Source organism: Oceanobacter mangrovi, assembly GCF_019740315.1.
Taxonomy (GTDB): domain Bacteria; phylum Pseudomonadota; class Gammaproteobacteria; order Pseudomonadales; family Oceanobacteraceae; genus Oceanobacter; species Oceanobacter mangrovi.
The window spans coordinates 241,270-256,787 of the sequence record NZ_JAHXZR010000004.1 but is presented as its reverse complement, the minus strand read 5'-3'; the positions used below and the strand labels follow the sequence as shown (position 1 = coordinate 256,787).

The 15,518-nt window shown below is 56.2% G+C and carries 14 protein-coding genes; 6 read left to right on the top strand and 8 right to left on the bottom strand.

Translation table 11 applies throughout. The features are described from left to right. Positions 1-3 precede the first annotated feature (3 nt). The 7 genes from K6123_RS10780 to K6123_RS10750 form a co-directional block, all read right to left on the bottom strand. The gene (locus K6123_RS10780) at positions 4-804 is read right to left on the bottom strand and encodes a carbon-nitrogen hydrolase family protein (protein ID WP_221797544.1); all 801 of its coding nucleotides are present in this window, start codon (positions 802-804) and stop codon (positions 4-6) included. Further along, on the bottom strand, positions 801-4,883 hold the full coding sequence (locus K6123_RS10775) for a YhdP family protein (RefSeq protein WP_221797541.1): 4,083 nt from the start codon (positions 4,881-4,883) through the stop codon (positions 801-803). The genes K6123_RS10780 and K6123_RS10775 overlap by 4 nt, the downstream gene beginning before the upstream one ends. Positions 4,884-4,892: 9 nt before the next feature. Continuing rightward, positions 4,893-6,344, bottom strand: coding sequence for a ribonuclease G (gene rng / locus K6123_RS10770; RefSeq protein WP_221797539.1), 1,452 nt, complete (start codon positions 6,342-6,344; stop codon positions 4,893-4,895). 54 nt (positions 6,345-6,398) lie between these two features. Beyond that, positions 6,399-6,980, bottom strand: coding sequence for a Maf family protein (locus K6123_RS10765; protein ID WP_221797537.1), 582 nt, complete (start codon positions 6,978-6,980; stop codon positions 6,399-6,401). Beyond that, a complete protein-coding gene (gene mreD, locus K6123_RS10760) occupies positions 6,977-7,453 on the bottom strand; it encodes a rod shape-determining protein MreD (protein ID WP_221797535.1) in 477 nt (158 codons plus the stop codon). Before mreD ends, K6123_RS10765 begins: the two co-directional genes overlap by 4 nt. Next, complete coding sequence (mreC, locus tag K6123_RS10755; RefSeq protein ID WP_221797533.1) at positions 7,453-8,298, bottom strand: rod shape-determining protein MreC; 846 nt, start codon at positions 8,296-8,298, stop codon at positions 7,453-7,455. Before mreC ends, mreD begins: the two co-directional genes overlap by 1 nt. Positions 8,299-8,401: 103 nt before the next feature. Beyond that, a complete protein-coding gene (locus tag K6123_RS10750; RefSeq protein WP_221797531.1) occupies positions 8,402-9,439 on the bottom strand; it encodes a rod shape-determining protein in 1,038 nt (345 codons plus the stop codon). 140 nt (positions 9,440-9,579) lie between these two features. Between K6123_RS10750 and gatC the strand changes: the two genes are divergently transcribed. The 4 genes from gatC to K6123_RS10730 all read left to right on the top strand — a co-directional run bounded on the left by gatC (position 9,580) and on the right by K6123_RS10730 (position 13,690). Beyond that, positions 9,580-9,867, top strand: coding sequence for an Asp-tRNA(Asn)/Glu-tRNA(Gln) amidotransferase subunit GatC (gatC, locus tag K6123_RS10745; protein ID WP_221797529.1), 288 nt, complete (start codon positions 9,580-9,582; stop codon positions 9,865-9,867). A gap of 180 nt (positions 9,868-10,047) precedes the next feature. Next, positions 10,048-11,502 (top strand): Asp-tRNA(Asn)/Glu-tRNA(Gln) amidotransferase subunit GatA, encoded by a 1,455-nt coding sequence (gatA, locus tag K6123_RS10740; RefSeq protein ID WP_221797528.1) that lies wholly within the window; start codon positions 10,048-10,050, stop codon positions 11,500-11,502. 11 nt (positions 11,503-11,513) lie between these two features. Then, on the top strand, positions 11,514-12,989 hold the full coding sequence (gene gatB, locus K6123_RS10735) for an Asp-tRNA(Asn)/Glu-tRNA(Gln) amidotransferase subunit GatB (protein WP_221797526.1): 1,476 nt from the start codon (positions 11,514-11,516) through the stop codon (positions 12,987-12,989). Between the two features lie 215 nt (positions 12,990-13,204). After that, positions 13,205-13,690, top strand: a complete 486-nt coding sequence (locus K6123_RS10730; RefSeq protein WP_221797524.1) for a DUF3592 domain-containing protein — start codon at positions 13,205-13,207, stop codon at positions 13,688-13,690. Between the two features lie 159 nt (positions 13,691-13,849). Here K6123_RS10730 and K6123_RS10725 read toward each other — a convergent pair whose 3' ends face one another. Continuing rightward, on the bottom strand, positions 13,850-14,242 hold the full coding sequence (locus K6123_RS10725) for a hypothetical protein (RefSeq protein ID WP_221797522.1): 393 nt from the start codon (positions 14,240-14,242) through the stop codon (positions 13,850-13,852). A gap of 216 nt (positions 14,243-14,458) precedes the next feature. Between K6123_RS10725 and K6123_RS10720 the strand changes: the two genes are divergently transcribed. Both K6123_RS10720 and map read left to right on the top strand, forming a co-directional pair. Further along, positions 14,459-14,689 (top strand): ParD-like family protein, encoded by a 231-nt coding sequence (locus K6123_RS10720; RefSeq protein WP_221797520.1) that lies wholly within the window; start codon positions 14,459-14,461, stop codon positions 14,687-14,689. A 1-nt stretch (position 14,690) separates the two neighbouring features. Further along, entirely contained in the window at positions 14,691-15,479 is a 789-nt protein-coding gene (gene map / locus K6123_RS10715) for a type I methionyl aminopeptidase (protein ID WP_221797518.1), read from the top strand. Positions 15,480-15,518 lie beyond the last annotated feature (39 nt).

Below are 15,518 nucleotides of genomic sequence, written 5' to 3'. Positions count from 1 at the left end.
TTCCTAAACCCGCCGATGCTCCAGTACCGGCATCCGCTGACGCAGGGCGTGCAGTTCTGCCAGGTCGATGTCGGCAATCACCACGCCGGGCTCTTCGCCCAGCGACTGTAACGGCCGTCCCCAGGCATCAATAATGCACGAATGGCCCCAGGTCTGGCGCTTGTCGTCATGCCAGCCACACTGGTTGGCGGCAATCACATAACATTGCTGTTCCACCGCCCGCGCCCGCAGCAGAATATCCCAATGTGCCTGCCCGGTTTTCCAGGTAAAGGCAGCTGGTACGGTAATCAGCTCGGCACCCTGCTCACGCAGCTTGCGATACAGCTCCGGGAAACGAACGTCATAACAGATACTCAGGCCCAGCTTGCCAACCGGAGTATCAACCACGACCACCTCGTCGCCGGGGCTGAAGCGTTCGGATTCCCGGTAACTGCCCTGAGCATCACCAACCGATACATCAAACAGGTGGATCTTGTCGTAGCGGGCAACCAGTTCGCCCTGGTCGTCGAATACCATCGACGCCGAGCGCACCCTGGTTTCTGCCGGGTCCGGGTCTCGTTGTGGCACAGCTCCGGCCACCAGCCAGATACCAAGATCACGGGCAGCGTTGCCAAGCCGGTCAATCCAGCCCAGATCACCGGCCAGATCCTGATAACACTTGCCGTTCATCGACAGAAACATTTCCGGTACCAGCGCTAGCAAGGCTCCCGCATCGCGGGCCTGCTGCAGCAGCTGTAATGCCTGCTCAAAATTCTGTTCCGGATCCGCCAGGCTATTCATCTGAATGGCAGCCACACGACTCATTTCGACTCCTCCAGTCCAAAAATACTCAGGAAACGTTCCTTGAATGACCGCACCCGCTTGCCTTCCACCTCGTTGTCGAAGGCCTCACGAATCTTCATTTGCGGCTTGGTCCAGTTGCCAGTGATGTCGTAACTGGCACTGGTAAAGCGTTCCAGCTCGTCACCGATCAGCTTTTCGGTAACGTAAATCGCTCCGGCGACGGGGGCGGCAAAACCTGCCAGAACCGCAACGATTGGCAATGACCCTGTGACCGGGAAGGTCACTGCCAGTTTCATATCCAGCGCTTCGGTATTGAGATTGGTTGAACCCGAGGCCATAAACTTGGCTCCTGGTCCATCAACCACCAGCGGATCGGTAAAGGTGAACAGGCCATTTTCGATTTTGGCCTTGGCGGTGGTGACATCAAATGCCACCCCGGACTGATACAAATCCGAGAAATCGAGCTGCAAACGCCGTGAAATCGAGTTGAAGTTCAGTGCTCCAAAGGCTTTCAGAGCCCCCGCGCCTTCGGTCTTCCAGGTGCCATCTTCAATCCTGATCGACGCCAGACCATTCAGGCTCTGGGTATTAAACGCCATCGGCGAACCCTGCCAGTTAAGGCTGACACTCGACTTCATACGCTTGCCTTCGATGATGGCATCCTGACGGAAGGCCTGCTGCACCTTGCCAATGTCGCGGCCATCCACTCTCAGCATATCGATCCAGGTTTTATGGCCGTCCGGATTCTTCAGCCAGCGCATATCCCCGCTGAGTTTGAGCCCCTTTACACTGCCGTCATTGATGGTGATTGCTGCACCCTTGTCGATCGGCCGACTGCTGACGTTCCAGCTGCCGAAGTTCCAGCCGCCCAGCATGAATTCCTTGATCACCACATCCATCGGCAACAGCTCCGCCGGTTCCATATCCTTGAGCGAGTCCTGCTCCAGCGCCCGCTTCAGAGCGGCGGCAACGGCGTCTTCGCCGGTTACCTGTTGAGTAGCTGAACTGGCCAGCGGATCTTCCGCTTCCGACGGCGGCATATGGACATACTCCAGCGCCATTTTGGCCGGTTGATCATCACTCGGCAGCGTGACCTGCCCGCGCAGCAAATCGCTGTCGATATCAAAATTCCATTCGCCCCACTGCTGGGTGGCCGTCAGTCGCATCGGCCCGGTCGGCACCGTCCAGGCATCAATGGCGGAGAATCTGAGTTCGATCAGCCGCAGCGGATTTTCCGCCGTCGCCGTTTGCGAAGCGGTTGTTGCGGCAGCCGTTGTTGAACTGTTCGTCGCTGGCGCTGCAGTGCTGGCAGCTGCGGTCTTGTTTTCGGCTTCGGCCAAAGGCAACAAATGTTGCCACATGGCCCACCACTCATCGGCCTTGATCGGCTCCCTGATATCGCCGCGAATCTCAACGCCGTGGTCACTCGGCAGGAACGGCTGCGAGCCGCCCATATACACCTGGCCGCGTTCAAGCCCCTTGTCATCCAGCGCAAACACGCCGCGAATCTGGTCGTCGTAGTTGAGCGTCACACGGGTTTCGCGGCCCGGCCGCACCTCCACCTGCAGTCGATGACTGGCGTCATCGGCGGCTTTCTGCAACGGCGCCGGATAATTGATGCTGGTCCCCTTGAGATTACTGTCGAGGGCGAACACCAGCTTGCTGTTGCTGGTATCGAGTTTCAGATCGGCCTGATAATCGGCCCGGCCAGTGACGGGATCGAGCAAAAACAGCGGCATCCATTGTTTGAAGGCTTCAACGTCGGCCTCGCCTTCCGCCTGTACCCGAATCCGGAAGGCATCGGCCTGCTCAGGCACAGGCGTCGAGGCAATCGTCCCGCTCACCTGACCGCCCATCACACTGGCACTGATCGCCGGAGAGGCAATGCCGGCCTGGGTGTCGTACACCAGCGGGCCGTTGATCTGGCTGAAGTCGAGATTGAGGTCATTCAGTGCCAGCCGGTTGTCTTTCAGGTCTGCTTCCAGATGCACTTTGGGTGGCGCCACATCGCTGCCCAGCTGCATTTGCATCTGCATACTGGCAGTCATCGGGCCACTGGCATGCCATTCATCAAAGGCGTGGTTCACTAACTGTTGCAGCGGTGTATCGTGGAAATAGCGAATCGCTTCGCGGCTGTCACCGCTGATTTTGCCTGCCAGACTCAGCTCGGTCGGCTGACCCGGGGGATTACGCAAACGTACCCGGCCAGAGTTTTTGACCAGCCGCCCACCAAGGGTGCGGCCCTGCTCCAGCCAGGCATCAACGGACGGCGAATCCAGCAGCATATGACCTTTGACGCCATAAACAATCGGCCAGTCCGGCATGTATTCGAGTTCGCCTTCGTCAATATCCAGCGCCAGCTGGGTGGTCAGACTGTTGGCCGGGCGGTCGACTTCAAGTTCGCCGTTCAACAGGAAGGCGCCATTGGCCAACTCGCCACTGATCAGGGCGCTGTCGATCCAGTTACGCACTTCCGGCTCCAGCAGATCCGGCAATAAACGGCTGCGGTCCTCAACACTGGCCTTTGGCATCCCCAGCAGCAAGCTCAGTTCCTGTGGCCGCCCGGATGCCCGCGACGGCAGCAGCAGACTCAGCTCACTGCGTAATTGCAGGTGATTCCAGCGTCCCTTGAGATTGGTCAGCCAGAGTTTCGAGGCATCCTGTTCGATCTGCCAGTACAGCTGGCCGCTGACACTGTTCATGTCCCATGGATGATCGTAAACCCCGGCCAGATCCAATGTGACATTCTTGTCGTCGAAGCTCAGACGGCCACGATGAGGCTGCAGGTGCAACTCGCCATCCAGCCCCTGAATCCCCGGAATGCCCATATAGGCGGAACCGGCAACGTTATGCACATGGGCCCTCACATCCACCAGTGAATCATCGCCCGGCAGGAAGGAGACCCGCACCTGACTGGCCTCACCGGCCGGATTGATATTGGCAAAATAGCGATCGAACGGATCAGGCAACAGGCCGTGTTCCGTCATGTAGTTAATGCCTTCACCAACCGCCAGCTGATCAATTCCCAGCTGCCAGCCGCGCTGGCCATCCAGCTGTACCAGACTGACCGAAAAATCGTCGAGCGCGACCTTGTCGCCCAACTGCGGGCGGATTCGCATGTGCCAGTCGTCGCCATTACGCTCGCCGCCAATCTGGATGCGGCCGCTGTCGAGCTCGAGTGGCTGCTCGGAGGTTTGCAGTCGTAACTGGTCGAGGGAAAGGTCGGCGTACACCTTGTCCAGCTGGCCGTTGGTAACCGTCAGCCACAGGCTGGCACCGGCATCAAATTGTTTGAACTGCAGCCCCATCGGTAAATCGTCGGGAATCCAGCGAGTCCAGCTTTGTGGCTCGACATAGGCAAAAACTTCGCCGTGCTGGTCTTTCCAGGGCCAGACGTTACCCGTCACGACGGCGTTGAGAGAGATATTGGCGAGCTGTTTGCGGCCCCAGGCAATGCTGCCACGTACCGACTGACTGTTGCCCTGATGACGCCACAGCAACTGGTCAATGCGCAGGCGGTCGACCTTGCCATCCGGATTGGTGACTTCAACCAGACCGTTGAGCACTTCCATGCGTTGCTGCAACTCCAGCAAACGTGCCCAGCGTGGCCGGTTGGCATCGGCGGATTCTGCCGAGCTGCGTTTTTCGCGGTTTTTGTCCGGCTCTTCCACTGTTGTTGTGGTTGCCGTTGGCGGATTCAACAGCCAGTTACCGCTGAACCACTGCTGTTCAGCGTCACGCGACAGTCTGGCGTTCAGCCCTTCCAGCTCGATGCGCTTGAACACCGGCATACGGTAGAAGGCCGTCGCACTGACGTCGAGTTCCAGTTCCAGCCGTTGCAATGAGATGGGATGGTCAGCGTCACCAACACGAATGTTGATGGCACGGACAATCGGAGAAAGATAACGCCAGTCGCCTTCCAGTCGCTCGATGGCGACCGGCTGTCCCAGTTGTTGGGACAGGGTTTGTTCCAGCTCCGGGCGCCAGGTTTCGACCAGCGGGATCAGCTGTCGACCAAGACTGGTGTAAAGTGCAGTTAACACCAGTCCAACCACCAGCGTGATCCAGATCTGCGTCCAGCAGGCGGTCAGAAACCTCATTAATACAGCCTATTGCAAGATAATGTCGTAATAGTCTTGTGCATAAAGACTTTCGACCTGTAGTTTAATCGTTTTACCGATAAATGCCTCCAGATCTGCCAGTCCATTGCTGTCTTCATCCTGCAGTCGATCCACCACCGGCTGGCTGGCCAGTACCAGATAGGTGCCCGCACCATAAGCGCGTTCTTCACGCAGGATTTCACGGAAAATTTCATAACAGACGGTTTCCGCCGTTTTCACCGAACCACGGCCACCACAGGCTTTGCAGGGTTCCATCAGCATCTGTTCGAGGCTTTCGCGGGTACGCTTGCGGGTCATTTCCACCAGACCCAACTCGGATACACCACTGATCTTGGTTTTGGCGTGGTCTTTCTCGAGAATCTTTTCCAGCATCCGCAGTACCTGACGCTGGTGCTCCGGGTCCATCATGTCGATAAAGTCGAGAATGATGATGCCACCCAGATTACGCAACCGCAGCTGGCGGCCAATCGCGGTCGCCGCTTCCAGATTGGTCTTGAAGATGGTTTCTTCGAGATTGCGACGGCCAACAAAACCACCGGTATTCACGTCGATGGTGGTCATGGCTTCGGTCTGGTCGATCACCAGGTAACCACCGCTTTTCAGCGGCACCTTGCGCTCCAGTGCCCGCTGGATTTCGTCTTCAACACTGTAGAGTTCAAAGATAGGCCGTGGACCATGGTAGTAGGCCAACCGCTCTTCCACTTCTGGCACGTACTGCTGGGAGAACTGCAGCACCCGGTCGAAGGTTTCGCGCGAATCGATCAGCACCTTGTCGACTTCCGGGCGGGCATAGTCACGCAGGGTACGCAGGAACAATGGCAGCTCGGCGTAGATCACTGACGGCGGGGTGAAATCCTTGATGCGCTCTTCCAGCTTGCGCCAGAGCCGACGCAGATAACGGGTATCAGCGAGAATTTCTTCTTCGCCGACACCATCGGCGGCGGTGCGCAGAATAAAACCGGCTTCACCGGTCAGCCCTTCGGCTTCCATGCAGTTCTGCACCACCTGCTTGAGGCGGTCGCGTTCGCTGTCGTCGTCAATACGCTGGGACACGCCAACATGGTCGGCGCCTGGCATGTACACCAGATAGCGGGATGGAATGGTGAGCTGGGTGGTCAGACGTGCACCCTTGGTGCCAATCGGATCTTTGGTCACCTGCACCACCAGTGCCTGGCCTTCGTGCAGCAGCTGGTTAATCGGGGTTTGGGAATCGGGATGGCCCAGCTCGGCGGCGTGGATAAACGCCGCCCGCTCCAGACCAATATCGACAAAGGCGGCCTGCATGCCGGGCAGCACCCGCACCACCTTGCCCTTGTAAATGTTGCCTACCAGACCACGATGGTTGGTACGCTCGATGATAATTTCCTGCAGCACGCCGTTTTCAACCACCGCTACGCGGGTTTCGGTCGGCGTCACGTTCATCAATATTTCAGCATTCACTGCGAATTCCCTCAGATGCAATTCGATCCTGGATCCGGTGGTTGGCGGGTCGTATCAGACCTGAGAGTCGGACTGCCAGTACGAAATTCCGTGCTGTTCCAACAAGGCAGCAGTTTCGGCCAATGGCAGGCCGACAACGTTACTGTAGCTGCCGTGAATCGCAGCCACCAAAACCGCTCCTTTTCCCTGTATGCCGTAACCACCGGCCTTGTCATTTCCTTCTCCGGTAGCAAGGTACCGTTCTATCAGGGCGTCATCCAGTTGGCGAAAGGTCACATCCGTGCAGACCACACAGTGGCTTTCTCCAGCCGCAGAAACCAGTGCCACCGCCGTTAATACCTGCTGGGTATTACCCGACAAATGTTGCAGCATCTGGCGATGATGATCCGGATTTTCCGGCTTGCCGAGAATTCGACCATCAATAATCACACTGGTATCCGACGCCAGTACCGCAGTATCAGTGACTTCCGCCGCCACGACCCTGGCCTTGGTCAAGGCCATGCGTACGACGTAATCGAGTGGTGCTTCAGCAGCCAGTGGCGTTTCATCAATATCGGCAGGCTGGATCCGGTGCGGAACCCCGATCTGCTGCAATAACTCACGCCGCCGTGGTGATGCCGAAGCCAGAACCATCATGTGTGCGTCCTCAATACCGTCAGCCGTAGCAGGGCAAACACCCACGGCCAGACAAACACAGAGCTGAGCGCCGGGCCCCAGATATCAATCGGATGGGGGTAATCAAACAACACCTGCGCCAGCCAGAAGCGTAGCAGCTGGTGCAATAACGCCAACACCAGCACCACGCCCATTTGCTGAAACAGGTTAAAAACTTCCATACGGCGGAAAAACAGCTGCACCAGAAAAATATGAATTGCCATGGTGAACACATGGGTGCCCATCAGAGTCGCGTGTTCGGCATCCAGCATCAGCCCGGCGGGAACCGCCAGCCACAAACCGAAAGTTCTTGGTGCCTGGAACACCAGCAGGGTCACCACCACCAGTACCCACAGCGGCTGGAACCAGCCGATCAGATCCGGCATAGGCAAGTGTTCCAGCACAAAGCCGAAGAACAGCGCCAGCAAACCAATAATCAATGACTGGATCGACATCAGCGTGCCCCTTTCCAGAGGTCTTTCGACGGCACCTTGCCCGCTCCCTGACTGAATACCAGCAGCAACAACCGGCTGCGATCCAGATGAGCACTGGGCCTGGCGGTCACGCTGGCGAACATCTGGCCCGCCTGATGTTCAACCCTGTCGACCACAGCAACCGGATAACCACGCGGATAACGGCCACCGAGACCAGAACTCACCAGCAGGTCGCCTTCCTTGATATCAGCGGTGTTGGGCACATAAATCAGCTCCAGCTGATCAAGCGCACCAGTACCGGTAGCAATCGCACGTACGCCGTTACGGTTAATCTGCACCGGGATGGCGTGGTTGGAGTCGGCAATCATCATCACCTTGGAAGAAAACGGCAGCACATCCACGACCTGACCCAGCAGGCCATAGGCATCCAGCACCGGCTGGCCAATAAATACGCCGTTTTCACTGCCCTTGTTGATCAGCACCTGCTGGCTGAACGGGTCCGGGTCAATGGCAACTACGGTGGTTACCAGTACCTTGTCGTCCACCTGCTCGGAAGCACTCAGCAACTCCCGCAACTCGGCATTTTCCGCTTCCAGCGACGCCAGCCGCTGGGCTTTGAGTTCGAGCACCAGGTTACGTGCAGACAACTGCCGGTTTTCATCCAGCAGATCCTGCCGGGCGGTACCCAATTCCGAGAACCAGCCAGCAATAGAGGAAGGGATCAGCGCTGCCTGCTGGGCCGGATACAACACATATCCCGCCGCAAAGCGTAGCGTCTGAACAATGGAGTAGTTCTGGTCAGCCCACATCAGGGCCAGAGCCAGCAAGCATACAAGCAGGGTTCGCTGGCCCTGATAGGCAGGCATCTGAAATTGCGGTTTGATAACCCAACTCCCGATCGAAAGGCTATGTAGTACAAAAAGAAAACCCCACGTCAGTAACGTGGGGTCAGACGATCAAACCCGGCGATTATTCCTGGGCCAATACTTCCAGCGCCTGCTCGGATGCAGTTTCGAGGAAACGACCGCCACCACGCGCCACACAGGTCAGCGGATCATCAGCAACCAGCACCGGCAAACCGGTTTCTTCACTCAGCAGCTTGTCGAGATCACGCAGCAGTGCACCACCACCGGTCAGCACCATGCCGCGCTCGGCAACGTCGGAAGCCAGCTCTGGTGGCGATTGCTCCAGCGCACTCTTCACGGCCTGAACGATAGCCGCCAGTGATTCCTGCAGGGCTTCGAGAATTTCATTGGAGTTCAGCGTGAAGCTGCGTGGAATACCTTCGGCGAGGTTACGGCCACGCACGTCGATTTCACGAACTTCAGCACCCGGATAAGCAGTACCAATTTCCTGCTTGATACGTTCCGCCGTTGCTTCACCAATCAGGCTGCCGTAGTGACGACGAACATAAGCCACAATGGCTTCATCGAAACGGTCACCACCAATCTTGATGGACTCTGCGTAAACTACGCCACTGAGGGAAATAATGGCGATTTCAGTGGTACCACCACCGATGTCGACCACCATCGAACCACGGGCTTCGTCCACTGGCAGGCCAGCACCAATGGCAGCTGCCATAGGTTCATGAATCAGGTAAGCCTTGCTGGCCCCGGCGGCGATTACTGCATCACGAATGGCGCGACGCTCAACCTTGGTGGCCTGGTAAGGCACACACACCACCACACGAGGGCTCGGTGGCAGGAAGCTGCTTTCGTGTACTCGCTTGATAAAGTACTGCAGCATCTTTTCGGTTACTTCAAAGTCGGCGATCACACCGTCTTTCATCGGCCGGATGGCCTGGATGTTGGCCGGGGTCCGGCCCAGCATCCGCTTGGCCTCCATGCCCACAGCGGCAACGCTTTTCTGATGACCTTGAAGGCGAATGGCAACCACCGACGGCTCATTTAAAACAATACCCTTATCACGCATATAAACCAGGGTATTCGCGGTTCCCAGGTCGATGGATAAATCGCTGGAGAACATGCCTCGAAGTGCTTTGAACATTCTGCCGTATCCTGTCTGTAACTGGCGCAAAAAATTGCGCTAACTCTAGCAATGGCAGGGATTTAGGGCAAGGCGCATTTGTGCTAGGCTCCGGCACTTTCCACCGTATTTCCAACTCAGACAAACACTGGAGAACCAGCATGGCTCTGGATCAAGATCAGGTAAGGAACATTGCCGAATTGTGCCGCCTGCAAATCGACGATTCGCAAATCGCCGACTACCAGAAGAACCTCAGTAGTATCCTGGATCTGGTTAATCAGCTGGCAGCCGCCAATACTGATGGCGTCGAGCCTATGGCCCACCCGCTGGATGCTGTGCAACGACTGCGTGCCGACCTGGTAACCGAAGACAACCAGCGCGAGCATTTCCAGCAAATCGCCCCTGCTACCGACCAGGGCTACTATTTAGTGCCACGTGTGGTCGAATAATTGCGATTGAAGGTGATTAATCGAGCGTATTGGTAAGACAGTATCCGCCATAGTTCCCGAATACTGTAAAAATAGTCGAATCATTTACCAAGCGGCCACACCAGACGCTCACAAGCAGACATGTTTCAGGAACCCGGCAGCGCCTTCAGCGCCCGCCGACGTTCAAAGGAAAAGACTTCCATGCACAACAAGACCATCGCCCAGATCTCCCGCGATCTTGCCGCCGGCGAATATTCCAGCGTCGAGATTACCCAGCACCTGCTGGACCGCATCGCCCAACAAGACAGCACCTACAACGCCTTTATTACCGTCACCGCCGAACAGGCGCTGGCGCAGGCCAAAGCCGCTGATGAAAACCGTGCCGCTGGTAATGCCAGTGTCTGGACCGGCGTGCCAATGGCTCACAAGGACGTTTTCTGTACCAATGGCGTGCTGACCACCTGCGGCTCAAAAATGCTCAGCAACTTTGTTGCCCCTTACGACGCCACCGTGGTGAGTAACTTCAACAACGCCGGTGCGGTATCGCTGGGCAAGCTCAACATGGACGAGTTCGCCATGGGCTCTTCCAACGAAAATTCCTTCTTTGGCCCGGTGAAAAACCCGTGGAACCATGACTGTGTGCCGGGCGGCTCTTCCGGTGGTTCCGCCGCTGCCGTTGCCGCCCGTCTGGTACCGGGTGCCACCGCCACCGATACCGGCGGCTCGATTCGCCAGCCCGCTTCTTTCTGTGGCGTCACCGGCATCAAACCAACCTACGGCCGGGTTTCCCGCTGGGGCATGATCGCCTACGCCTCGTCACTGGATCAGGGCGGCGCCATTGCCCGCAGCTCCGAAGACGCCGCCATGATGCTCAACGTGATGGCCAGCTTCGACCCGAAAGACTCCACCTGTGTGGATCAGGCGGTACCGGACTACACCGCCAACCTCAATGATTCGGTTGAAGGCCTGACCATTGGTCTGCCAAAGGAATACTTCCGCGACGACCTCAGCGCCGAAATGCAGCAGCAGATTCGTGATGCCGTTGCCGAATACGAAAAGATGGGCGCCAAGGTAAAGGAAATCAGCCTGCCTAACACCCATCTGGCGATTCCGTCCTACTACGTCATCGCCCCTGCCGAGTGTTCAGCCAACCTGTCCCGGATGGACGGCGTGCGCTTCGGTCACCGTTGCGAAGATCCAAAAGACATCAACGACCTCTACAAACGCTCCCGCGGTGAAGGTTTTGGTGAAGAAGTGAAGCGCCGCATCATGGTTGGTGCCTACACCTTGTCAGCCGGTTTCTATGACGCCTACTACAAACAGGCCCAGCAAGTACGCCGCCTGGTGAAAAACGACTTTGTTGCAGCTTTCAAGGACGTCGACGTCATCATGGGCCCAACCGCGCCGAGCCCGGCTTTCAAGGCTGGTGAAAAAACCTCTGACCCGGTTGCCATGTACCTCGAAGACATCTTCACCATCGCCCTCAACCTGGCAGGCTTGCCTGGCATGTCGATTCCTTGCGGCCAGATCAACGGTCTGCCAGTGGGTCTGCAGCTGATCGGCAACTACTTCAACGAAAGCCGCCTGCTGAACCTGGGTCATCAATTCCAACAAGCGACCGACTGGCACCTGAAAACGCCAGCGGGTCTGGTATAAGGAGCGCCATAATGGAATGGGAAGTTGTTATTGGCCTTGAGATCCACGCTCAGCTGGCCACCAAATCCAAGATTTTTTCCGGTGCTTCAACCCAATACGGCGCCGACGCCAACACCCAGGCCTGCGCGGTAGACCTGGGCCTGCCAGGCGTGCTGCCGGTATTCAATGAAGAAGCCCTGCGCATGGCAGTGAAATTCGGCCTCGCCATTGACGCCGAAATCGGCAAGAAGTCCGTCTTCGACCGCAAAAACTACTTCTACCCGGATTTGCCAAAAGGCTATCAGACCACCCAGCTGCACCACCCGATTGTCGGCATCGGCCACATCGACATTGAGCTGGACAACGGCGAAACCAAACGCATCAATGTTACCCGTGCGCACCTGGAAGAAGACGCCGGGAAATCCGTACACGAAGGTTTTGAAGGCATGTCCGGCATCGACCTCAACCGTGCCGGTACCCCGCTGATCGAAATCGTTTCCGAACCGGAAATGCGTTCTGCCAAGGAAGCCGCGGCCTACTTCCGCAAGATGCACAGCATCGTCACCTACCTCGGCATTTGTGACGGCGACCTGTCACAAGGCTCCATGCGTTGTGACTGCAACGTCTCGCTGCGTCCGAAGGGTCAGCAAGAATTCGGTACCCGTACCGAAATCAAGAACGTTAACTCCTTCCGTAACGTCGAACGGGCGATCGAAGCTGAAATCGCCCGCCAGATGGACATTCTGGAAGACGGCGGCCGCATCCTGCAGGAAACCCGCCTGTACGACGCCGACAAAAACGAAACCCGCGGCATGCGCTCCAAGGAAGTCGCCAACGACTACCGTTATTTCCCTTGCCCGGACCTGTTGCCGATCCTGATCGAAGACAACTACATCGAAGCCGTACGTGAAACCCTGCCGGAACTGCCAGACGCCAAGCGTCACCGTTTCGTCAAGGATCACGGCCTGTCTGCCACCGACGCCGCCGTGCTGGCCGCCGATCGCGAACTGGCCCACTACTTCGAAACCGCCGCCAAACTGGTCAACGACTACAAGCTGGCCGCCAACTGGGTTCAGGGCGACGTATCCGCCACCCTGAACCGCCTCGAAATCAGCATCGGCCAACTGCCGGTCAGCGCCGAACAGCTGGGCCGCATCCTGTTGTTGATCAAGGACAGCACCCTTAACAACGGTGGCGCCAAGGAAGTCTTCAACGCCCTGGTTGCTTTGGGTGAAGCAGGCAAAGCCGACAGCTCGGTAGAAAAAGTCGACGCACTGGTCGACAGCATGGGCCTGAAACAGGTGTCCGATACCGGCGCCATTGAAGCCATCGTTGCCGAAGTACTGGCCAACAACCCGAAACTGGTGGAAGGCTACCTGGCCACCCCGGTTGAAAAACGCGGCAAGGCCATGGGGCCATTTATCGGTCTGACCCGTAAAGCCGCTGCCGGTGTAAACCCGCAAGTGGTGATGGAAGTACTGAAGCAGAAGCTGGAAGAGCTGGGGTAAGCTTTTGGCTTGTCGGACGTCTGAAGTCGGACGTCCGACGCTCTTTACAGAGGTAGGATGTAATAGCCAGAGGCGTATTACATCGTTGTGGCTGATGTATTACGCGTTCCGCTAATACATCCTACGACGACAACCACCGGGCTACCAAGCGGAGCACGGGAACGAGAGCAAATCTATCGACATACGAGATATGAGAGAATCAGCGGAGGGAACCAATGATTCAGCTAACTCTTGATTACATTACCAGCTTTTTCGGACTGGCCTGCAACACGTTCATATTATTGGTTTTCGGATCATTGTCTTATAGAAAGTACAAAATCTTCAGCCTCGCGGCTTCAGGGAAATACACTGCGGAGGGCACCATTACCTACAGTGAATTTCGCCCACAACCCAATATCATATCTCACTATCCAAACGAAGGTTTGATCACATACTCATACAGTGTTAAAGGGAGACTGCATACCGGCAAGATTTCTCCAGCAAAGCTGAGCCAGCGGGATGTTGATCAAAATTACCATATAAAAGCCAAAGTGCCGGTATATTATTCACCGGATGAACCCAGCTTTTCTTTAGCGGGCACAGCACCAGATTCTGTTGACGTATTGAAAAAAACGCTAACAAGCTGGTTTTTTACGCCCTTCTTCATCACCAATCTGATCAGCTTTTTTATCTGGTTTTTATTTATTAAAATCCACTCCTAATTACTGCAACCACGTAGGATGTAATAGCCAAAGGCGTATTACATCAAACCAATTGACGTATTACGCGTTCCGCTAATACATCCTACTAGCCAGTTTCCAAAACACTTCTAAACCATGTCTGGCTCCCACGCTCTGCGTGGTAGCCGATTGTGCTGGCGCTTATGCCGTCGCCAGCTGAGGCTGCATGGGTTCCGCAGTCTGTTTCAGCAAATACCGCGCATCGGTTAAAAACCCGGGGACGTTGGCGATAATCATCTCGGCCTTGATGTCCCATTCGGCCGGCAGTTCTTTTTCACATGCCAAACGACGGGCCTGACGATAACGATTCCATTGCTTCCAGCCATTCAGCAGTAAACCACTGGCAACTCCAAGCTCAATTTGCTGAGGAAAGTCTTCGCCCAGCAGCTGAGTCAAAACGCCGGTAGCACGATCAAAGGCACTTTCAAAACGCTGGACGCAGTAGTCGCGGGCCTGGCCACCACCGTCCTGTTGGTACTGTTCAGCAGCTTGTTGGAGGGAGTTGAGCGATTGGCGGAGTAATTCGTTTTCCATTTAAACACTTGGCCCATATTGAAACATTTTGATAAATGCTACTCCCTTTTAGTCTGGGGGCACATGACCACTCACCGGAACAATGCTTCCCGGATGTCCACCTATGACAATCACGACAAGCGCCAGTCACAACGCACTGTCTTCCTTGCCGACACAATCTGCGAGTCCATTCTGATATACAATTCATATATGTTTTATATCACCGGAGCCATTCGTATGGGCATTGTCAAAATTTCTGAACAGCTGCACGAGGAAATCCGTGAAGCCAGTACTGTGATGGCCCGTTCCATCAATGCCCAGGCGGAGTTCTGGATCAAGGTCGGTATGTTGGCGGAGTTCTATCCGGACCTCACTTATGCCCAGTTGACCCGCAAGCTGCTGACTTCAGAAGAGCTGCCTCTGGCGACGCTAAAAACAGAAGCAGCCCAGCAACAGGAGGCCTGCTGAGATGAGCGATGTGGTTGTGATCAAGACTCCGGAAGAAATCGAACTGATGCGGGAATCCGGGCGCCTGCTGGCGCAAGTGTTTGCGATGCTGGATGACTACGTGGTTGCCGGTATCAGCACCATGGATATCAACCTGCGGGTTGAAGAATTTATCGAGCAGCAACTGAACGCCCGTCCGGCCAGCCGGGGCCAGTACGATTTCCCCTACTGCCTCAATACATCCATCAACCATGTAGTTTGTCATGGCATGCCGAAAGCCAGTGAAATTCTGCGCAATGGCGACATCATCAACTGCGATATCACGCTGGAAAAAAACGGCTTTATTGCCGACTCCAGCAAGATGTACAGCATCGGCCAGATTACGCCACTGGCGCGCCGTCTGGTTGAAACCACCTACGACGCCATGTGGGCCGGTATTCGTACCGTCAAACCCGGTGCGACACTGGGGGACGTTGGTTTTGCCGTGCAGAAGGTCGCGGAAGGCGCTGGCTACAGCGTGGTGCGTGACTATTGTGGCCATGGCATCGGCCGCGAGATGCACGAGGAACCACAGGTTTCTCATTACGGCCGTCCTGGCACCGGCATGACACTGGAAGAAGGCATGACCTTCACCATTGAGCCGATGATTAACCAGGGCACCCATAAGCTGAAGCATATGAAAGACGGCTGGACCGTGATTACCCGGGATAAAAAGCTGTCAGCTCAGTGGGAACATACCATTGCGGTGACGGCTGATGGTTATGAAGTGCTGACCTTGCGGGAAGAGGAAAAGCAGGCAGGGATTGGTTAATACCGTTACGCAGGACTGGTGTGTATCAAGCACCAGTCC